The sequence below is a fragment of the Dyella sp. genome (assembly GCF_035685805.1).
Taxonomy (GTDB): Bacteria; Pseudomonadota; Gammaproteobacteria; order Xanthomonadales; family Rhodanobacteraceae; genus Dyella_A.
This window is the reverse complement of sequence record NZ_DASSAB010000008.1, coordinates 1-19,779: the sequence shown is the minus strand read 5'-3', so window position 1 is coordinate 19,779 and position 19,779 is coordinate 1. Positions and strand designations below refer to the sequence as shown.

Here is a 19,779-nt window from a genome sequence, read left to right as displayed (position 1 = left end):
TCGGAGGCCGCACGCTAGCACAGGCACGTCCCGTGCCCGCGGGGCGGAATCACGCCGCGCGCTGCATCCATGCGACCCGCCGCCGCGCGGGGGCGCGACGCCGTGCCTGCGCGTTCGGGCGACGTCGTGCGCGCGCCATCCGGGACGGCCACTGCGGCAGCCGGAAACGATGCAGCGACCACCACGCCACCAGCGGCATGCCCAGCAGCCACAGCGGCAACGCACCGAACCAGGCGCTGCTGCCACGGGCCGCCGGCAGGGCCAGCACCAGCAGCGCGCCACAGGCGACGATGCGGCGGATCAGGGATTCGAGCCGGGACAGCGTGGTGGCCTGGGCGTGCATGGTCTGGCTCCGTCGGGACTGGCCACAGGCTGCGACGGCGGGGTCTCACGGCCTGCGACCGCGCCACGGCGAAACCCGCTTGCGGTGCTTTGCAACGCACCGCGGCGCGCCGCGGCATGCGTTCCCTGCTTGACCTGCGCGGGCATACTGCATTGACACGACCTTCGCCCGCGGCCGTGGAACCTGTCGCCCCCGCCGAGGATCCGCGCATGCATCGTTTCCGTTTCCTGCACCGATGCTCGATCCGGCTGGCCGTGTTCGCGTACGCCATCGCCCTCGCGGCCTGCGCCACCCCCGGCGTGCGCGGCCAGGAGACGCCGATCGACCTGGCGCGGTTCATGGGCACCTGGCATGTGATCGCGCACGTGCCCTATGCCGCCGAACGCGGCCATGTGTCCGCGCGCGACGAATACACGCTGCGTCCCGGGGGCGGCGTCGACGTGCATTACGTGTACCGCAACGGCTTCCATTCGCCGCTGCGCGTGGTCGAGGCGACCGCATCGGTCCAGCCCGACAGCGGCAACCGGATCTGGAAGCTGCGGTTCTTCCACGTCATCCCGGCGCGGCAGCGGATCCTGGAGATCGCGCCGGATGGCGCGTGGGCGCTGATCGACTCGCCCGGACGCGAACTGGCGTGGGTGTTCGCGCGCAAGCCGACGATGGACGATGCGACCTACCAGGACCTGCTGCGGCGGCTGCGCGGCTACGGCATCAACAGCGACAAGCTGTGGCGGGTGCCGCAACTGCCGTCGCAGGTGGGCAGGCTGGGCTTCGACCGTCCGCGCGAGGAGTGAAGCGCGCGGCTCAGTAGCCGGCGGCGTCGAGCGCCTTGTCGGCTTCGCGCCGGCCCAGTGCGATCAGTTCCTTCGCGCGCCAGAACTCGTAGAACAGGCAGGCATCGCGCGGGATGCGGATCACCAGTTCCGGCGGGTCCAGCGCCAGCTGCACCCGCGAGATCTGCGCCTGCATCGTGTCCAGCGATCGCGACATCAGTTCCAGCAGGCCGATGTCGGTATCGCTGCCGACGACGCCGAGCTTGCGTTCCACCCAGCCGGCGAAACGCGAACGCAGCGACTCGGCATGCCCGCCATTGCTGTCGGCCAGCGTGCCCGGCGGCCGCTGCGGCCAGCCATGCATGTCGACCGCGATCAGCCGGTGCGCATCGGACAGCCGCGTGGCCGCGATCGGCAACGGCGCCAGCAGGCCGCCGTCGACCAGTTCGCGGCCGTGCACCGTGTGCGGGGTGAACAGGCCGGGGATCGCGAACGAAGCGCGGATCGCCTGCCACAACGGGCCGCTGCGCAGCCACACTTCGCGCTGGCGCTGCAGGTCGACCGCGGCGGCGGTGAAATGCACCGGCAGCGATTCGATCAGCGGGTCGCCGACCACTTCGCGCATCGCATGCACCAGGCGATGGCCATGCAGCAGCCCGGCCTGGCCCAGCGCCGGATCGAGCAGGCGCAGGAAATCGCCGCGGTTCATCCGTTCCAGCTCGGCGCGGAACGGCGCGAGCTTGCCCGCCGCGAAGATGCCGCCGACCAGCGCGCCGCTGGAGGAACCGGCGACCGTGACCACGTGCAGGCCACGCGCTTCGATCGCCTCGATCACGCCGATCTGCGCCAGCCCGCGCGCGCCGCCGGCACCGAGCACCAGCGCGATCTTTTCCGACTGGCGGATCTTCGGGGCTTCGGCGCCGGCCATCGTCAGCGGTCGTAGTTGCCCAGCGCCAGCGTCAGCAACGCGCGCGCCTGTTCGCGCAGCGAGGGCGGCTCGAGGATCTCGGCATCGCTGCCGTAATGCAGCACGTCCATCAGCAGTTCGCGCGGCGCGCTGTACGGCACTTTCAGTTCGTAGCGGCCATCGGGCAGGAACCGGCCCTGCTGCTGCGAATGCCAGCGCTCGTCCGCCACCCAGCGCGCCGACTTGGCGCTGAACACGATCCTGGCCCAGCCCTTGGGCGTCCCCGAGAAAATGCCGTAGCTGCCACCCAGGTGCTCGTCGAGTTGCGCGTCGTCGATGTCGCGCGCCTTCGCATCGAGCATGCGCGCGCCGGAGATGCGATCGACCGAGAAGCTGCGCAGCGCCTCGCGATCCTGGTCCCAGGCGTCGAGGTACCAGTTGTCGCGGTAGTGGGTGATGCGCTGCGGCGAGACCGTGCGCCGGGTCTTTTCGTCGGTCGAGCGTGCGCGGTAATCGAACGCCAGCTGGCGGCGCTCCAGCACCGCCGAGCACACCACCCGGAAGGCGTGTTCGTCCATCTGCCGGATGCGATGCGGGATCACCCGCACCCGCTCCACCGGCCAGCGCTTGGGGCTCCCGTCCTTGCCGCGCGAATGTTCGTCGAGCAGCTTGTCGATGCGCTGCTGCAACGGCGCCAGCGCGCCCGACAGCAGGCCGCCGCCGCTGCGCGCGAGCAGTTGCTGCGCGGCCAGCAGCGCGTGCAGTTCCTCGGAGTTGAGCCACAGGCCCGGCAACTCGAAGCGGTTGCCTTCCTGCAGGTCGTAGCGGAAGCCGGCTTCGCCGTCGCCGACCACCGGCGCCATCAGCGCGTCGCGCAGGAAGGCGAGGTCGCGATAGACGGTGGCGCGCGAGCAGCCCAGTTCGTCCTGCAATCGCGCCACGGTGACTGGCCGGCGCGCGGCCTGCAGGATGCGGTGCATCCCGATGATGCGTTCGTAACGGTCCATGCCGGCGATTATGGCGCGTCCGACCGGCGGCCGCGGCGACGGCCGCGGACTTGGCTTAGGCTTGCCCTTCGCTGATCGCCTATTCCCCATCGGAGCCATGCGCATGCAACGTCCCGCCCGCATCCTTTCGACCGCCATCGGCCTGGGCCTCGCGCTCGCGGCCTGCAAGCCGGCGACCCAACCCGGCAACGAGGCCACGGCAGGCGGCAACGTGTCGCCGCCGGTCGCGGCCGCGGCGGCGAAGCCCGAACCCGCCATCGCGATGCGCACGGCGGCCGACGCGGTCAAGGCGTCGCTCGCGAAGTTCAGCCAGGTCCACAGCTACCACGCGGCGATGCAGATCGACGGCGGGCTGGGCGCGGCCGGCGGGCACCCGGAGATCGACTTCGTCGCGCCCGACCGCTACCGGATCACGACCGCGATGGGCGCGCAGACCATCATCGGCGACACCATGTACATGCAGGTGCAGGGCCGCAGCATGAAGATGCCGATGCCCAAGGGCACCATCAGCCAGTGGCGCGATCCGGCGCGGCTGGCCGAAAGCGAAGCGGACATGACCGTGCGCGACGCCGGCAGCGACAGCCTCGACGGCGTCGCCGTGCACAAATACATGATCCATCACGAGCAACCGCATCCGGCCGATGTCACCTTGTGGATCGGCGCCGACGACCTGCCGGTGCAGATGCAGGTGCAGGGCATCGCCAAGGGCAAGATGGGCACCAGCACCATCCGCTACTCGCAGTACAACGATCCGGCGGTCCAGGTCGAACCGCCGAAATAAGCCGGCTCCTGCGAATTGCCAACACGCGCATAACCCGCGATTAACCGCGCCCTGCCCACACTCCGCGCCGGCAACGGCAGGGTGAGCGCATGCGGACAGGGACGTGGCGCGACCGGATGGTCGCGTGGGGGCTGGTGCTGGGCTGGCATGCGCTGCTGGGATGGGTGCTGGTGCGCGCGGTGCAGGGCATGCCGGACACCGATGCCGGCGATGCGCCGGCGATGCTGGCGCAGTTCATCGTGCTCTCGCCATCGGGTGCGACGCCGGCGGCGTCGCCATCGCAGCGCATCGACCCGGCACGCCACGCGCGAGCCGCGAGGCCCGCCGCGCACTCGCCCGCACCGGCATCGGCCTTGTCGGTGGTCGAACTCGACCCCGGCCCGCAGCCCCCGCCCGATCTCGCCGCACAGGTCCAGGCCCAGGCACGCCAGGACGCGCCGATCGCGTTCGGCCCGCGCGACCCCCTGGCCGATCGCACGGCGCGGCTGCCGAGCGCCAGCGATGACACGTTCCGGATGCGCAGGACGCAGCACCTCGGGCACACCGCGGTGGCGGTGATGGCCTATCTGTTCGCGCCCAAGGGTTACGACGCCGACCCCTGCCCGCGCACCCGCGACAACATCGGCAACCTGATGGCCTCGGGCGACAGCGCGGCGCTGCGGCAGGAACTGGACACCGAGCGGCGCAAGTGCCGGCCATGACCGGATGCCATGTCGCGCGCGAGGCGCGTGGTTTAACCTTGCGCGATGCGCGAGCCCACGCTCAACACCTCGCCGTCGCCCGGCGACGAGGCCAAGACCACGACCTGCTACATGTGCGCATGCCGTTGCGGCATCAAGGTGTGGCTCGCCGACGGCAGGATCCGCTACATCCAGGGCAATCCCGCGCACCCGGTCAACCAGGGCGTGCTGTGCGCGAAGGGCTCGGCCGGGATCATGCAGCACTATTCGCCGGCGCGACTCAACAAGCCGCTGCTGCGGGTCGGCGAGCGCGGTCGCGGCGAGTTCAGGGAAATCGAATGGGACGAGGCGCTGCAGCTCGCCACCGACTGGCTGGCGCCGATCCGCGCGCGCAATCCCGATGAACTCGCGTTCTTCACCGGCCGCGACCAGTCGCAGGCACTGACCGGCTGGTGGGCGCAGCAGTTCGGCACCATCAACTACGCCGCGCATGGCGGCTTCTGCTCGGTCAACATGGCCGCCGGCGGGCTGTACACGCTCGGCGGTTCGTTCTGGGAATTCGGCGAGCCGGACTGGGAACACACCCGCTACCTGATGCTGTGGGGGGTGGCCGAAGACCACGACTCCAATCCGATCAAGCTCGGCCTGGGCAAGCTCAAGGCGCGCGGCGCCAAGATCGTCGCGGTCAACCCGGTGCGCAGCGGCTATGGCGCGATCGCCGACGAATGGATCGGGATCCGCCCGGGCACCGACGGGTTGTTCGCGTTCGCGCTGATCCACGAACTGCTGCGCATGGACCGCATCGACCTGGAGTACCTGGTGCGCTATGCCAACGCGCACTGGCTGGTGATCCGCGCTCCGGGCGCGGCCGATGACGGCCTGTTCGCGCGCGATGCCGACGGCCACGTGCTGTGCTGGGACGGCCGCGCCGCGACCCGCGCCGATGCCATCGACATCTCGCCGGTGGTGGTCGGCGAATGCACCCTGCCCGACGGCCGGGTCGCGGTGCCGGTGTTCCAGCTGCTGGCCGAACGCTACCTCGACCCGCAGTTCGCGCCCGACGCGGTCAGCGAACGCTGCGGAATCCCCCCCGACACCATCCGCCGGATCGCGCGCGAGCTCGCCGCCGCCGCGTTCGACAGCAAGTTGAGCCTGCCGGTCGCATGGACCGACAGCTGGGGCCGCGAGCACGCGGAGATGACCGGCAGGCCGGTCTCGATGCATGCGATGCGCGGGATCAGCGCGCACAGCAACGGCTTCCACACCTGCCGCGCGCTGCACGTGCTGCAGATGCTGCTGGGCGCGATCGACACGCCCGGTTCGTTCCGCTACCAGCCGCCGTATCCGAAGCCCATCCCGCTGCCCAATCGCCCGGGCAAGGCGCGCAGGCCCGACGGCACGCTCGACGCCGGCCCGCTGGGCTACGTGCACGGTCCGGAAGACCTGCTGGTCGATGCGGATGGCCAGCCGCGCCGGATCGACCACGCGTTCTCGTGGGCGTATCCGCTGGCCGCGCACGGGATGATGCATACCGTGATCCGCAACGCGCACGCCGGCAACGCGCCGGGCGCCGGCGGGCAACGCATCGACACGCTGATGATGTTCATGGCCAACATGAGCTGGAACTCGGCGATGAACACCGGCGAGACGATCGCCTGGCTGACCGACAAGGATGCGGACGACAACTACCGCATTCCCCGCATCATCTATGCCGATGCCTATGCGTCGGAGATGGTCGCCTACGCCGACCTGGTGCTGCCGGACACGACCTATCTCGAACGCTTCGACGCGATCAGCCTGCTCGACCGCCCGATCGCCGATGCCGATGGCGTGGCCGACGCGATCCGGCATCCGCTGTTCGATCCCGCGACCCAGGCCGAGGGCCGCGACGTGCGCGGCTTCCAGTCGGTGCTGCTGGACCTGGGCGCGCGCCTGGGCCTGCCGGGCATGGTCCATGCCGACGGCTCGCCGAAGTACCGCGACTACGCCGACTACATCGTGCGCCACGAACGCGCGCCCGGCGTCGGCCTGCTCGCCGGCTGGCGCGGCGTCGACGGCGAGGCCCATGGCAAGGGCGCGCCGAACCCGGAACAGCTGCAGCGCTACATCGAGCACGGCGGCTTCTGGCGCGAGGAGCTGCCCGAGTCCGCGCGCTACTACAAGATGGCCAACCGCGATTACCTGCGCTGGGCGCAGGGCTTCGGCTTCGCCGCCAGCGATGCGCCGATCGTGCTGCAGCTGTATTCGGAAACGCTGCAGAAATTCCGGCTCGCGGCGCAGGGCCACGGCCCGGTGCAGCCACCGGACGCGCATCGCCAGCGCGTGGCGACCTACTTCGATCCGCTGCCGATCTGGTACGAACCGTTCGAGCACGACCAGACCAGCCGCGAGGCCTATCCGCTCAATGCCGTGACCCAGCGGCCGATGTTCATGTACCACGCCTGGGGTTCGCAGAATGCGTGGCTGCGGCAGATCGCCACGCGCAACGTGCTGTACCTGCATCCGGACACCGGCGCGAAACATGCCGTCGCCGACGGTGACTGGATCGAAGTCGGTTCGCACCACGGCCGCATCACCGTGCAGGCGAAGTTCGCCAGCAACGTCCAGCCCGATACGGTGTGGAGCTGGAACGCGATCGGCAAGCGCAAGCGCGCGTGGGCGCTGGCCAAGGATGCGCCGGAATCGAACCAGGGCTTCCTGCTCAACCACCTGATTTCCGACGTGACGCCCCGCGGCGATTACGCCAATGCCGATCCGGTCACCGGGCAGGCGGCGTGGTTCGACCTGCGCGTCTCGATCCGCAAGGCCGACGCCACCGGGACGAGCCAGCCGCAGCTGCCGGCGCTGGCCTTCGCCGAGGCCGACGAACGTCCGCTGCGCTACGGCGCGCGCCTGCGCAATGCCCAGTTCCACAGCAAGGCCGCGCCCGAACAGCCGCGCCGGAAACCACGCCCATGACCGGCCTGCCGCCGCCCTCGAAAAAGAAGCTCGGCCTGGTCATCGACCTGGACACCTGCGTCGGCTGCCACGCCTGCGCGGTCAGCTGCAAGGAATGGAATGCCGGCGGCATCGCCGGGCCGCTGACCGACACCGATCCCTACGGCAAGGATCCCAGCGGCGTCTGGTTCAACCGCGTGCACAGCTACGAGCTGGAACCGGTGCCGGCGTGTGGCTCCGGCCACGACGCGACGCCGGCGCAGCCGGCGCAGACCCTGCACTTCCCGCGCAGCTGCCTGCATTGCGAAACCCCCGCATGCGTGACCGTGTGCCCGACCGGTGCCAGCTACAAGCGCGCCGAGGACGGCATCGTGCTGGTCGACGAGGACAAGTGCATCGGCTGCAAGCTCTGCAGCTGGGCCTGCCCCTATGGCGCGCGCGAGTACAGCGCGGTCGAGGGGGTGATGAAGAAATGCACGCTGTGCGTGGACCGCATCTACAACGACAACCTCGATGAAGCCGAGCGCCAGCCGGCCTGCGTGCAGGCGTGCCCGACCCGCGCGCGCCACTTCGGCGACCTCGGCGATCCGGACTCGGACATCTCGAAATTGGTCGCCGCGCGCGGCGGCGTCGACCTGATGCCCGAACTCGGCTACCGCCCGACCAACCAGTACCTTCCGCCGCGGCCGCGGCGCAACGGCGCAAGCGAAGCGGAGGCGGACGCGAGAGGCACCGCGGCGGAACTCGATGCCGGCAATCCCCTGCAACGCTGGATGCAACGCGTGTTGCGGCGCTGACGCGCTGCCACATCCGGACCAGCGGGAACGACCGCAGCCACGCACGACGAGACCCACCACCTGCCATGCATCCCGCCCTCTCCGTCATCTTCTTCACCACCCTGTCCGGCGCCGGTTTCGGGCTGTGGTTCTGGGTCGGCCTGCGCATCGCGCTCGGCCCGACGCCGCAGGGCTTCGAGGCACTGGGTTGGTGGCTGCTGCTGGTGGCCGGCGGCATCGCGGCGGCGATCGGCCTGGCGGCTTCGTTCCTGCACCTGGGCAAGCCGCAACGGGCATGGCGCGCGTTCTCGCAATGGCGCACCTCATGGCTGTCGCGCGAAGGCGTGGCGTCGGTGGCGAGTTTCCTCCCGGCGCTGGCCCTGCTCAAGCTGCTGCCGCAGGTGACGCCCGCCACCCGCATCGTCGCGGCGCTGCTGTGCGTGCTGTGCCTCGCAACCATCGCCTGCACCGCGATGATCTACGCCTCGCTCAAGCCGATTCCGGCGTGGCGGCACCGGCTGGTGGTGCCGGGTTACCTGTTGTTCGCGCTGCTTACCGGCGGCTTGCCGCTGCTGATGGCCGGCGGCCTCGCGCAACGCGGGTTCGCCGCGCTGCTGCTGCCGTTGCTGGCCGTGGCCGCGATCGCGCTGGTGCTGCTGAAACTCGCCTACTGGCGCGACATCGACCGTACGCCATTGCCACAGACCCGCGGCGATGCGATCGGGCTGCCGCAACGCCAGGCCCGGGTGTTCGAGCGCCCGCACACCGAGGCCAACTACCTGATGCGGGAAATGGGCTTCGTGCTCGCGCGCCGGCATGCGCGGCCGTTGCGCGCGACGGCGCTGGGGCTGTTCGGCCTGCTGCCGCTGCTGTGCCTGGCGCTGGCGTGGGGTTCGGGCGACCTGGCGTGGATCGCGCTGCCGGTCGCGGTGGTGTCGGCGCTGGCCGGTGCGTTCGTCGAGCGCTGGCTGTTCTTCGCCCAGGCCCGGCACCTGGTGACGCTGTATTACTGACCGCTGTCGCGGTTCGGGGCCTCGCTAGGGGTGCGCGTCGAGCAACGCGCGCGCGCCCTGCGCCAGCAGCTTGTCGGCCACTTCGATCCCCAGCCCTTCGGGCATGTCGCCGCGACCGCCCAGGTGCGCGCGCAGCAGGTGGCCATCGCCGGCCGAACCGACCAGCCCGTGCAGGTGCAGGTGCGCGCCGTCGAGCTGCGCGAATGCGGCGACCGGCACGTGGCAGCTGCCATGCAGGGCCCGGTTCATCGCGCGCTCGGCTTCGACGCAGATGCGCGTGGCCACGTCATCGAGCGCTACGCACAGCGCCTGCACATCGGCGTCGTCGCTGCGGCACTCGATCGCGATCGCGCCCTGCGCCGGTGCCGGCAACCACTCCGGCGCCTCCAGCCGCGCGCGAATGCGCGGCTCGAAGCCCAATCGCTGCAACCCGGCGCAAGCCAGCACGATCGCGTCGTAGTCGCCGGCATCGAGCCGGGCCAGCCGGGTGTTGACGTTGCCGCGCAGGTCGAGCAGCTGCAGGTCGGGCCGCCGCGCGCGCAGTTGCGCCTGGCGGCGCAGCGACGAGGTGCCGACCCGCGCGTGCTGCGGCAGCGCGGCGAGGTCGTCGAAGCGGTTGCTGACGAACGCATCGGCGTGGTCGGCGCGCGCCAGGATTGCCGGCAGCGCGAAGCCCGGTTCCAGTTCCATCGGGACGTCCTTGAGCGAATGCACCGCGCAATCGGCGTCGCCGCGCTGCATCGCCAGTTCCAGCTCCTTGAGGAACAGGCCCTTGCCGCCGATCGCCGCGAGCGAGCGGTCCAGCACCTCGTCGCCGCGGGTCGACATCGGCACCAGTTCGACCACCAGTCCCGGATGCGCCGCGCGCAGTCGGCCGGCGACGTGTTCGCTCTGCCACAGGGCGAGCGGGCTCTTGCGGGTGGCGATGCGTAAACGATTCATTTCTGCATTATCCGCCCAGCACGCGAGGATGTTCCGGACGGTCTTGCCGGAATCCGCGGCGGGACCGTGCGCGGCATGGATGCCGCGCCCGAGCCTCCATGGATGGATTCACGGCGTGTCCTGCTGCGGATTCCGGCAAGGGCCGCGGCGGAACAGTCTACAAATGCTTGATCGTCTCGCGCAGGTGCGACACGCAGCGGCGGCTGACTTCCAGCGGCTGGCTGCCATGGCGCAGCACCGCCTGCACGTGGCCATCGCCGGCGCGCTTGAGTTCGACGATCTCATGGCGCGCCACCAGGCAGTTGCGATGGATGCGCACGAAGCGGTCGCCGAACTCCTCCTCCAGCGACTTCAGCGATTCCTCGATCAGGTCCTCGCCGCGGGCGTGGTGCACGACCACGTATTTTTCCTCGGCCTGCAGGTAATGCACGTCCTCGACCGGGATCAGGCGCAGGCTGCCGCGCATCCGCGCGCACAGGTGGGTGCGGCTCTTGCCATGCCCGGCGCTGCCGGCATGCTCGCGGCCGGCGGCGAAGGTGCGGACGCGTTCGAGCGCCGCGGCCAGGCGCTCGGGTCGTACCGGCTTGACCAGGTAGTCGATCGCCTGCGCGTCGAACGCCGACAGCGCATGCGCATCGAACGCGGTGCAGAACACCACCGCCGGCCGCGGTTCGAACGCGGCCAGGTGGCGCGCGGCCTCGAGCCCGTCGATGCCCGGCATCGCGATGTCCAGCAACACCAGGTCGGGGTGGTGTTCGGCGCAGGCATGCAGCGCGGCGCGGCCGTCGTCGGCCTCGGCCACCACCTCGACCCCGTCCTGGCTATCGAGCAGCTCGCGCAGGCGGCTGCGGGCCAGGGGTTCGTCGTCGGCGATCACGATCCGCATGTGCCGTGGTCCCTCAAGGCGCCGGTGCGGTCCCCACCGGCACGGTCAGTTCGCAGCGATAGTAGCCCGGGTCCGCGCGCGACGTCATGCCGGCGCGCGGCCCGAAGGCATAGGCCAGGCGGTGGCCGATGCTTTGCTGGGCGTGGTGCGCGCCCCCGCCGTCGTGCGGCTGCGGCGGCGCCGGGTTTTCCACGGCCAGGCGCAGCAGGTCGCCCTCGACCCGCAGCGTGATCGTCACCTTGCCGCCGGCCGGCAATTGCGAGATGCCGTGCAGCACGGCGTTTTCCACCAGCGGCTGCAGTACCAGCCGCGGCAGCGGCAGCGACCACGGCAGCGGTTCGTCGCGCTGCCATTGCACCTGCAGGCGCGGCCCCAGCCGCAGCGCCTCGATCGCCAGGTAGCGTTCGGCCAGTTCCACTTCCTCGGCCAGGGTCGAACCGCTGTCGGCGCCCAGCGCCGCACGGAACAGGTCGGACAGGTCGAGCACCGCGCGCTCGGCGACCAGCGGGTCGCTGCGCACCAGCCCGGCGATGGTGTTCATGCTGTTGAACAGGAAGTGCGGCTTGATCCGCGCCTGCAGGGCGTCGACCCGCGCCCTCGCGCTCGCGCGCACCTGCGCCTGCCAACCGTCGATCACGTACAGGTAGCGCAGCACCACCGCGGTGATCAGCGCCGCGATCGTGCCGCTGCCGGGCACGAACTGGGCCAGCGACACCTGCCGGGGCACCAGGTTCGTGCCGAGGCTGCGGTCGAGCTCGAACACGATCGCCGCGCCCAGCATCGCCACCAGCGCGGCGCCCAGCACCGCCAGCGCGGCGCCCAGCGGCCTCGGCCAACGCGACAGCCGCCGGCGCGAGGCGCACAGCAGCACCGAAATGCTCAGCGCCAGCCACAACACGAAGCCACTGGCCGACGCGAACCGCTGCAGGTTCCATTGCGCGCCGCCATCGGGGGCCAGCGCCAGCACCAGCACCACCAGTTCGGCAACCCCGAACAGGGTCGCGAGCCGCGGCAACCGGCACAGGTCGGGCAACCACGGTTCGCTGGCCTGGAGGTCGGCCATCGCTCAGCGCGCCGCAAACCTGCGCGACATCCACGCCGCCAGGTCGGCGACCTCCTGCGCGCACACCGAATGCGGCATCGGATAGCGATGCCATTCGACCTCGAACCCCATCGCCCGCATCCGCGCCGCGCTGGTCTCGCCGGCGATGCAGGGCACCACCGGATCCTGCAGGCCGTGGGCCATGAACAGCGGCTGCGTGTTCGCACCAGCGCCCAGTTGCGCTGCCGCCTGCGCGCCACCGGGCAGGTATGTCGACAGTCCAATCAACCCGGCCAGCGGCACCGCGCGGCGCACGCCCGCCGCCAGCGTGATCGCCCCACCCTGCGAGAACCCGGCGAGCAGCACCCGCTGCGGCGGGATGCCGCGCTCGCCTTCGCGCGCGATCAGCGCCTCGACCTGGCGCACCGATTCATCGACGCCCTGCGCATCGGCGCGATGGTCGAGCTCGTCGCGATCGAAACTGCGGATGTCGTACCAGGCCCGCATGCGCGCGCCGCCGTTGATCGTCACCGCGCGCACCGGCGCGTGCGGGAACACGAAGCGCAGCGCCGGCCAGTCCGCGCGCACCAGGTCCGGCACGATCGGCGCGAAATCGTGGCCATCGGCGCCCAGGCCGTGCAGCCACAGCACGCTCCACTGCGGCTGCGGGCCGGTCTGCCGCTCGACGGTATCCAACAAGGTTTGGGTCTCCATCGCCGCATTGTCGCCGTGGCGCGGGTGCTGGCGTCAACCTTGTCCGGTGGCCGCGTCCACGGCGCCCGGCGTTCTGGCAGTGGAACGATCCGGTCGGCCGATGCCCCTGTTGTCGGTACCGGAACGTCGCAAGATTGCAGGCATCCGCCGCGATTGGCCGACCAGGAGTCCCCCATGAAACAGATCACTGCCATCCACGACGCGCCGGCCCGGCACTGGGTCGGTGACGGGTTCCCGGTCCACGGCATGTTCGGCTACGGCCAGGACAGCCAGGCGCGCAGTCCGTTCCTGCTGCTCGATTACGCCGCGCCGACGCGCTTCGAGCCGACCACGCAGCGACGCGGCGTCGGCCAGCATCCGCATCGCGGCTTCGAGACCGTCACCATCGTCTATGCCGGCGAAGTCGAGCATCGCGATTCCACCGGCAACGGCGGCGTGATCGGCCCCGGCGACGTGCAATGGATGACCGCCGGCAGCGGCATCCTGCACGAGGAATTCCACTCGCCCACATATGCGCAGGCCGGCGGCCCGTTCGAGATGGTGCAGCTCTGGGTCAACCTGCCGCGCGAACACAAGATGACCGCGCCCGGCTACCAGGCCATCACCGCGGCGCAGATCCCGACGGTCGCCCTGCCCGACGGCGCCGGCGAAGTGCGTCCGATCGCCGGCGGCTTCGGCGCTGCGCAGGGCCCGGCGCATACCTTCACCCCGATCCGCCTCTGGGACGTGCGCCTGGCCGCAGGCAGGCACGCCGACCTGGCGCAGCCGCAAGGCTGGCCGGTGCAACTGGTGGTGCTGGCCGGGACCGTGCTGGTGAACGGCCAGACCGTGCTCCGCGAGAAGCAGGCCGCGAGCCTGTCCGCCGACGGCACCGATTTGCGGATCGAAGCCAACACCGACGCCAAGCTGCTGCTGCTGTCCGGCGAACCGATCGACGAACCGATCGTCGGCTACGGCCCGTTCGTGATGAACACCCAGGCCGAAATCGCCGAAGCGGTGCGCGATTTCAACAGCGGAAGGTTCGGACAGATGGGGTGAGGCGATGCGCGTCGGCGATTGCGGGAACTGGGCCCACCAGGACTCGAACCTGGAACCATAGGATTATGAGTCCTGTGCTCTAACCATTGAGCTATAGGCCCGTCGCGCTGGGATTATGCCGTGCGCCGCTGTCGTTGTCGGCCTGCGCGTGGCCGCAAAAAGAAGCCCCGCATTGCGGGGCTTCGTGTTGCTGCGGCCTGGCTGCGTCGTCACTCGATATCGAGGAACGAGCGCAGCGTCTCCGACCGGCTCGGATGGCGCAGCTTGCGCAGCGCCTTGGCTTCGATCTGGCGGATGCGTTCGCGGGTGACGTCGAACTGCTTGCCGACCTCTTCCAGGGTGTGGTCGGTGTTCATGTCGATGCCGAAGCGCATGCGCAGCACCTTCGCTTCCCTCGGGGTCAGGCCCGCGAGCACGTCGCGCACCGTTTCCATCAGGTTGGTGTTGGTGGTGGCCTCGATCGGGGACTCGACGTTGGTGTCCTCGATGAAGTCGCCCAGGTGCGAGTCCTCGTCGTCGCCGATCGGGGTTTCCATGGAGATCGGCTCCTTCGCGATCTTCATGACCTTGCGGATCTTGTCCTCGGGCATGTCCATTTCCTTGGCCAGTTCTTCCGGCGTGGCCTCGCGGCCGAACTGCTGGAGCATCTGGCGGGAAATGCGGTTCAACTTGTTGATCGTTTCGATCATGTGCACCGGGATGCGGATGGTGCGCGCCTGGTCGGCGATCGAGCGGGTGATCGCCTGGCGGATCCACCAGGTCGCGTAGGTCGAGAACTTGTAGCCGCGGCGGTATTCGAACTTGTCGACCGCCTTCATCAGGCCGATGTTGCCTTCCTGGATGAGGTCGAGGAACTGCAGGCCGCGGTTGGTGTACTTCTTGGCGATCGAGATCACGAGGCGCAGGTTGGCCTCGACCATTTCCTTCTTCGCCTTGCGCGCCTTCGCCTCGCCGTAGGCCATCGCGCGGCTGATGTCCTTGATGTCGGACAGGTCGAGGAACAGTGCCTGCTCGATCGCGATGGTCGCTTCCTGCTCGGCGATGATCTGGTCCTTCACCTCGCGCAGGCCCGACGACCACTTCTGCTTGCGCTTCAGCATTTCGTCGACCCAGCCCAGGTTGGTCTGGTTGCCTTCCCACGCGCGGATGAAGTCCTTGCGCGGCATGCGCGCGATGCGGGTGGACAGGTCGAGGATGCGGCGCTCGTGGTCCTTGATCTGGCCCAGCACCTCGCGCAGCTTGCGCACCAGCGTGTCGGTGAGCGCCAGCGGCAGCTTCAGCGTCATGAACTGGTCGGCCATCTCCTGGCGCAGTGCGGCCATGGCCTTGTTGCCGGCGCCGCTCTTCGCGTAGGTCTTCTGGAACTTGGCGTAGCTCGCCGCCAGCAGTTCCATGCGGCGCGCGACCTCGGCCGGATCCGGGCCGGTCGGCGCGCTGTCGTCGGCACCGGCGACGTCTTCTTCCTCGGCTTCGTCCGCGTCGTCGGCGATCGCGGCGTCGTCGGCGATCTCGGCGACCGGGATCTCCTCGGCCGGTTCCTCGATGTCGTTGAAGCCGGCGACGATGTCGGCCAGGCGCTTCTTGCCGGCCTTGTGCAGTTCGTACTCTTCCAGCAGCAGCTGCACCGACCACGGGAAGCTGGCCAGCGCCGACATCATCTGGGTCAGGCCTTCCTCGATGCGCTTGGCGATCGCGATCTCGCCCTCGCGGGTCAGCAGTTCGACCGTGCCCATCTCGCGCATGTACATGCGCACCGGATCGGTGGTGCGGCCGCCTTCGCCGTCGAGCGCGGTCAGGGTGGCGGCGGCTTCCTCGGCCGCGGTGTCGTCGACCTCGCGGCCGCCGGTGTTGCCGTCGGCGAGCAGGAGCGTGTCGACATCGGGCGCGACTTCGTGCACCTCGATGCCCATGCCGTTGATCATGCCGATGATGTCTTCGATCTGCTCCGGATCGACAAGGTCGTCGGGGAGGTGATCGTTGACCTCGGCATAGGTCAGATAGCCCTGCTCCAGGCCCTTGCTGATGAGCTGCTTGATGTCGGACTGGGGAGCCGGACGTTCGTTGGCCATGAGGACGCCACCGTTGGAAAAAGTGAACCCGTAATTATAACCGCCCCGGGACGGATCCGGGGCCACGCGCCGGACGGGAGGCGGCGCGACAGGGGGCGGGCATCGGGGCGGGGCAGGCGCGGGATGCGGGTGCCGGGCGGGGAAGTCGTGACGACGGAAAAGCTTCCGGCCAGCGATGTGGTGCGTCGCCCGCCGGCATTCACGCCGGCACGGCCGCCCGGCGGACGGGATTCAGGCGCGGAGCAGGAACGTGACCGGCCCGTCGTTGACCAGCGCGATCTGCATGTCGGCCCCGAATCGGCCGGTTTCGACGGCATTCGGATGATGTTGCCGGCAGTAGACCACCAGTTCGTCGAAGGTCCGTTCGGCTTCCGCGGGCGGCGCGGCGGTGCTGAAGCTCGGACGCAGGCCGGACCGGGTGTCGGCCGCCAGGGTGAACTGGCTGACCAGCAGCAGCCCGCCACCGATGTCCGCCAGCGACCGGTTCATCTTGCCGGCGGCGTCGGAGAACACCCGGTAGCGCAGCAGCCGCTCGCCGAGCTTCGCCACCTGCGCCGGGCCATCGCCGGGTTCCACCCCGACCAGCGCCAGCAGGCCGGGGCCGATCGCGCCGACCGTCTCGCCGGCCACGGTCACCCGGGCGTCGGTCACGCGCTGGATCAGGGCGAGCATGGCGACTCCGGGCGAAGCGGTGCAGGGGCGGGCGAGGATCACCGGGAACGCCCGGCATCGCAAGCGGATGCTGCCGGTAGACTGCGCCCGATGACCGATGCGTTCGCCCGACTCCTCCATCTGATCGCCGCCGCGCTGGCGCGCCTGCCCTGGGCGTGGCTGCGCCGGCTGGCCGACGCCATCGCCGCGCTGTGGCGACGGATCGGCGCTCGCGAGAGCCGGGTGGCGGCGCGGAACCTGGAGCTGGCCTATCCGCAGCTGCCCGCCGGCGAGCGCGACGCCCTGCAGCGGGCGATCCTGCGCACCACCGCCCGGCAGGCGCTGGAGACGCTGCGGCTGTGGACCCGGCCGCACGCCGACAACCTGCGGCTGATCCGCGAAACCGAGGGCGTCGACCTGTTCGACGCCGCGATCGCGGCCGGCCGCGGGGTGATCGTCGCCGCGCCGCACTACGGCAACTGGGAGCTGCTGAACCAGTGGCTGGCCGCGCACACGCCGCTGGCGATCCTCTACCGGCCGCCGGAGTCGGCGCTGGGCGAGGCGTTCCTGCGCATCGTGCGGGCCGACGACGACGGCCGGGTCGAGCAGGTCCGCGCCGAGGCCGCGGGCATCCGCCAGCTGTTCAAGCGGCTGCGCGGCGGCGGCGTGGTCGGCATCCTGCCGGACCAGCAGCCCAAGCGCGGCGACGGCGAGTTCGCGCCGTTCTTCGGCCGCCCGGCCTACACCATGACCCTGCTGCCGCGGCTGGCCGAGCGCAGCGGCGCGACGGTGCTGTTCGCCTACTGCGAGCGGATCGGCGACCTGGCCTTCGCGCTGCGGATCGAGCCGGCGCCGGCGGAGATCGCCTCCGCGGACACGGCGGTCGCGACCGCGGCGCTGAATGCCGCGGTGGAACGCATTGCGGCGCGCGATCCGGCCCAGTATCAATGGACGTACAAGCGCTACACGCTGCACCCGTCGATGAACCCGTTCCACAACCCCTACCGCGACCTGCAGGAACGCCGCGCATGACCGAACCGCTGGCCACCCTGGACGACGTGCCCGTGCCCCCATTTGCGCCCGCCGTGACCGCCGCCGCGCCCGACCGTCCCGCAGCGTGGGACGGGCCCGCGGGCTGGCAGCGTCTGCCGACGCGCTCGTTCGGGGTGTTCGTGGTCGCCTCGCTGGTGTCGTCGCTGATCCCCGGCGCGATCCTCAGCCTGATCCTGCGCCGCCTGTTCATCCACTACCACCACGGCCAGTACGTGATGACCGCGATTGCGGTCGGCTGGGGGCTGGTGGTGCTCGGCGCGCTGTGGATCGCGTTCCGGCGCTATCGCTACACCTTCTGGCGGCTGGACACCGACGGCTTCGCGGTGCGCCGCGGGCGGCTGTGGCTGTGGGAGACGCAGGTGCCAGCCTCGCGCGTGCAGCACCTCGACATCAAGCGCGGGCCGCTGGAACGCACGCAGCGGCTGGCGTCGCTGGTGCTGCACACCGCCGGCACGCGGCTGGGCGGCGTGCACGTGTCGGGCCTGGACGAAACCGTCGCCGAACGCCTGCGCGAGCACTTCAGCCGCGAGATCGAACGCCAGGCGGAAGACGATGACGATCGCGCCTGAGGCCATGGGTGCGCCGACGCCGTCGCCCGCGCTGCAGCCGGAGCGCCGGCTGCATCCGCTGTCGTGGCTGTTCGTGCTGCTGGCGCACCTGAAGCAGTTCATCTTCCCGATCCTGGTGCTGCTGTTCTTCGGCCGCGGCGACCGCAACGACCTGTGGTCGGTCGTGGTGATCTGCGTGCTCGCGACGTTGTCGATCTGGCGCTATTACACGTACCGCTTCCGCATCGGCCAGGACAGCCTGCAGATCCGCAGCGGCATGCTCGAACGCAGCCTGCGCGAGATCCCGTTCGCGCGGATCCAGAACGTCGCCCTGCACCAGACGCTGCTGCACCGGATCTTCGGCGTGGCCGAGGTGCGGCTGGAGTCGGCCGGCGGCATCAAGCCCGAGGCCGAGATGCGCGTGCTGGCGCTGTCCGACGCGCTGGCGCTGGAGGCGCTGGTGCGCCGGCGCCGCGGCGAGACCGTCGCCGAGGCGCATGGCGCAACGCCGGTGGGCGAGGTGCTCTACGCGCTGACGCTGGGCGACATCCTGCGCCTGGGCCTGATCTCCAACCGCGGCATGATCGTGATCGGCGGTGCGTTCGCCGCGCTCGCGCAGTTCAGCACCGACCTGATCTCCGACCTGCTGGAGAAATGGGGCCGGGCGATGTTCGGCGTGTTCGAGGGGTTCTTCTCGGGCTTCGGCCATGGCCACGTGGCCAGCGCGGCGCTGGTGCTGATCGTCGGCTTCGAGCTGGCGCTGCGGGTGTTCTCGATCGGCATCGCGCTGCTGAACTACGCCGGGTTCCGGCTGGAGGAGCATGGCCGCCGCCTCACCCTCGAGCGCGGGCTGTTCACGCGCCTGCGCACCAGCACGCCGCGCCGGCGCATCCAGTCCTGGATCCTGCACGAAGGCATGCTGCACCGCTGGTTCGGCCGGCGCACGCTGGAAGTCAGCACCGCGGTGCTGGAGAACGGATCGCGCCACCATCATCCGCGTTCGCTGCGCGAACTGGCGCCGGTGGCCACGCCCGAACGCTGCGACGCGCTGATCCGCCACCTCGCCCCGCAGATGCACTGGCCGCCGGCCGAATGGAAGCCGCTGCACCGGCTGGCGTTCTGGCGGCTGTTCCTGCCGCAGCTGCTGCTCGCCTGCGCGATCGGCGCGGCCGCGTGGTGGCGCCTCGGCAAGCTGGGGCTGATCTTCGTCGCGCTGTGGGTGCCGTGGATCGCCTACATCGCGTGGCAGAACGCGCGCCACGCCGGCTACGCCGCGGACGACCGCCTCGTCGCGGTGCGCGGCGGCTGGTGGACCCGCGAATGGCGCTTCGCCGAGATCGGCAAGCTGCATGCGATCCGCTGGGGCCAGACGCCGGTCGACCGCATGCTCGGCATGGCCCGGCTGCTGCTGGACACCGCCGGCGGCAACGCGATGGAGAAGCCGCTGCAACTGCGCTTCCTGCCCGAAGCCGAGGCCCGCGCGCTGTTCGAGCGCCTCGGCCGCGCGCAGGCGCGGAAGTCGTTGCGGTGGTGAACAGCGCCCGGATTTTTGTATATGTAGGAGCGACGTGAGTCGCGACGAAAAGAGAAAAGCCTTGCCGCAGGCGGTCGCGACTCAC

19 protein-coding genes and 1 tRNA gene are annotated in these 19,779 nt (G+C 70.3%); 10 read left to right on the top strand and 10 right to left on the bottom strand.

The genetic code is table 11. The annotated features are described in order from the left end of the window. Window positions 1–49: 49 nt before the first annotated feature. A complete protein-coding gene (locus VFG40_RS01515; protein WP_324894154.1) occupies window positions 50–343 on the bottom strand; it encodes a hypothetical protein in 294 nt (97 codons plus the stop codon). A 209-nt stretch (window positions 344–552) separates the two neighbouring features. Between VFG40_RS01515 and VFG40_RS01510 the strand changes: the two genes are divergently transcribed. Further along, a complete protein-coding gene (locus VFG40_RS01510) occupies window positions 553–1,137 on the top strand; it encodes a lipocalin family protein (RefSeq protein WP_324894152.1) in 585 nt (194 codons plus the stop codon). Window positions 1,138–1,147: 10 nt separating this feature from the next. On the opposite strand, the gene VFG40_RS01505 is transcribed toward VFG40_RS01510, so the two are convergent. Both VFG40_RS01505 and VFG40_RS01500 read right to left on the bottom strand, forming a co-directional pair. Further along, window positions 1,148–2,044, bottom strand: coding sequence for a patatin-like phospholipase family protein (locus VFG40_RS01505; protein ID WP_324894150.1), 897 nt, complete (start codon window positions 2,042–2,044; stop codon window positions 1,148–1,150). A 2-nt stretch (window positions 2,045–2,046) separates the two neighbouring features. Continuing rightward, complete coding sequence (locus VFG40_RS01500; protein ID WP_324894148.1) at window positions 2,047–3,030, bottom strand: helix-turn-helix transcriptional regulator; 984 nt, start codon at window positions 3,028–3,030, stop codon at window positions 2,047–2,049. A gap of 10 nt (window positions 3,031–3,040) precedes the next feature. Here VFG40_RS01500 and VFG40_RS01495 point away from each other — a divergent pair, with 10 nt between their 5' ends. The 5 genes from VFG40_RS01495 to VFG40_RS01475 all read left to right on the top strand — a co-directional run bounded on the left by VFG40_RS01495 (window position 3,041) and on the right by VFG40_RS01475 (window position 9,217). Next, window positions 3,041–3,811 carry a LolA family protein gene (locus VFG40_RS01495; protein WP_324894146.1) on the top strand — a complete coding sequence of 257 codons (771 nt, stop codon included), beginning with the start codon at window positions 3,041–3,043 and terminating at the stop codon, window positions 3,809–3,811. An 89-nt stretch (window positions 3,812–3,900) separates the two neighbouring features. Further along, window positions 3,901–4,512 (top strand): hypothetical protein, encoded by a 612-nt coding sequence (locus tag VFG40_RS01490; protein WP_324894144.1) that lies wholly within the window; start codon window positions 3,901–3,903, stop codon window positions 4,510–4,512. Window positions 4,513–4,557: 45 nt separating this feature from the next. Beyond that, complete coding sequence (locus VFG40_RS01485; protein WP_324894142.1) at window positions 4,558–7,449, top strand: molybdopterin oxidoreductase family protein; 2,892 nt, start codon at window positions 4,558–4,560, stop codon at window positions 7,447–7,449. Further along, window positions 7,446–8,225, top strand: coding sequence for a 4Fe-4S dicluster domain-containing protein (locus VFG40_RS01480; RefSeq protein ID WP_324894140.1), 780 nt, complete (start codon window positions 7,446–7,448; stop codon window positions 8,223–8,225). Before VFG40_RS01485 ends, VFG40_RS01480 begins: the two co-directional genes overlap by 4 nt. A 65-nt stretch (window positions 8,226–8,290) precedes the next feature. Next, window positions 8,291–9,217: a dimethyl sulfoxide reductase anchor subunit family protein gene (locus tag VFG40_RS01475; RefSeq protein ID WP_324894138.1), complete on the top strand. Its 927-nt coding sequence runs from the start codon at window positions 8,291–8,293 to the stop codon at window positions 9,215–9,217. 24 nt (window positions 9,218–9,241) lie between these two features. On the opposite strand, the gene hemC is transcribed toward VFG40_RS01475, so the two are convergent. From hemC to VFG40_RS01455, 4 genes are all read right to left on the bottom strand, one after another. Continuing rightward, on the bottom strand, window positions 9,242–10,159 hold the full coding sequence (gene hemC / locus VFG40_RS01470) for a hydroxymethylbilane synthase (RefSeq protein ID WP_324894136.1): 918 nt from the start codon (window positions 10,157–10,159) through the stop codon (window positions 9,242–9,244). Window positions 10,160–10,316: 157 nt separating this feature from the next. Continuing rightward, window positions 10,317–11,045 (bottom strand): LytR/AlgR family response regulator transcription factor, encoded by a 729-nt coding sequence (locus VFG40_RS01465; protein ID WP_324894133.1) that lies wholly within the window; start codon window positions 11,043–11,045, stop codon window positions 10,317–10,319. A 13-nt stretch (window positions 11,046–11,058) separates the two neighbouring features. Next, window positions 11,059–12,108 (bottom strand): sensor histidine kinase, encoded by a 1,050-nt coding sequence (locus VFG40_RS01460; RefSeq protein ID WP_324894132.1) that lies wholly within the window; start codon window positions 12,106–12,108, stop codon window positions 11,059–11,061. 3 nt (window positions 12,109–12,111) lie between these two features. Beyond that, window positions 12,112–12,786 carry an alpha/beta hydrolase gene (locus VFG40_RS01455; RefSeq protein WP_324894130.1) on the bottom strand — a complete coding sequence of 225 codons (675 nt, stop codon included), beginning with the start codon at window positions 12,784–12,786 and terminating at the stop codon, window positions 12,112–12,114. A 189-nt stretch (window positions 12,787–12,975) separates the two neighbouring features. Here VFG40_RS01455 and VFG40_RS01450 point away from each other — a divergent pair, with 189 nt between their 5' ends. Next, window positions 12,976–13,839 carry a pirin family protein gene (locus tag VFG40_RS01450; RefSeq protein WP_324894128.1) on the top strand — a complete coding sequence of 288 codons (864 nt, stop codon included), beginning with the start codon at window positions 12,976–12,978 and terminating at the stop codon, window positions 13,837–13,839. 28 nt (window positions 13,840–13,867) lie between these two features. On the opposite strand, the gene VFG40_RS01445 is transcribed toward VFG40_RS01450, so the two are convergent. The 3 genes from VFG40_RS01445 to dtd all read right to left on the bottom strand — a co-directional run bounded on the left by VFG40_RS01445 (window position 13,868) and on the right by dtd (window position 16,580). After that, window positions 13,868–13,940 (bottom strand) — tRNA-Ile (locus VFG40_RS01445). A 108-nt stretch (window positions 13,941–14,048) separates the two neighbouring features. Further along, the gene (rpoD, locus tag VFG40_RS01440; RefSeq protein ID WP_324894126.1) at window positions 14,049–15,908 is read right to left on the bottom strand and encodes an RNA polymerase sigma factor RpoD; all 1,860 of its coding nucleotides are present in this window, start codon (window positions 15,906–15,908) and stop codon (window positions 14,049–14,051) included. A 231-nt stretch (window positions 15,909–16,139) separates the two neighbouring features. Then, entirely contained in the window at window positions 16,140–16,580 is a 441-nt protein-coding gene (gene dtd / locus VFG40_RS01435; RefSeq protein ID WP_324894124.1) for a D-aminoacyl-tRNA deacylase, read from the bottom strand. 90 nt (window positions 16,581–16,670) lie between these two features. On the opposite strand from dtd, the gene VFG40_RS01430 reads away from it, so the two are divergent. From VFG40_RS01430 to VFG40_RS01420, 3 genes are read left to right on the top strand one after another with little or no spacing between them, the layout of a single operon-like run. Beyond that, the gene (locus VFG40_RS01430; protein ID WP_324894122.1) at window positions 16,671–17,591 is read left to right on the top strand and encodes a lauroyl acyltransferase; all 921 of its coding nucleotides are present in this window, start codon (window positions 16,671–16,673) and stop codon (window positions 17,589–17,591) included. After that, on the top strand, window positions 17,588–18,181 hold the full coding sequence (locus tag VFG40_RS01425) for a PH domain-containing protein (protein ID WP_324894120.1): 594 nt from the start codon (window positions 17,588–17,590) through the stop codon (window positions 18,179–18,181). The genes VFG40_RS01430 and VFG40_RS01425 overlap by 4 nt, the downstream gene beginning before the upstream one ends. Continuing rightward, the gene (locus VFG40_RS01420; RefSeq protein ID WP_324894117.1) at window positions 18,165–19,694 is read left to right on the top strand and encodes a PH domain-containing protein; all 1,530 of its coding nucleotides are present in this window, start codon (window positions 18,165–18,167) and stop codon (window positions 19,692–19,694) included. Before VFG40_RS01425 ends, VFG40_RS01420 begins: the two co-directional genes overlap by 17 nt. Window positions 19,695–19,779 lie beyond the last annotated feature (85 nt).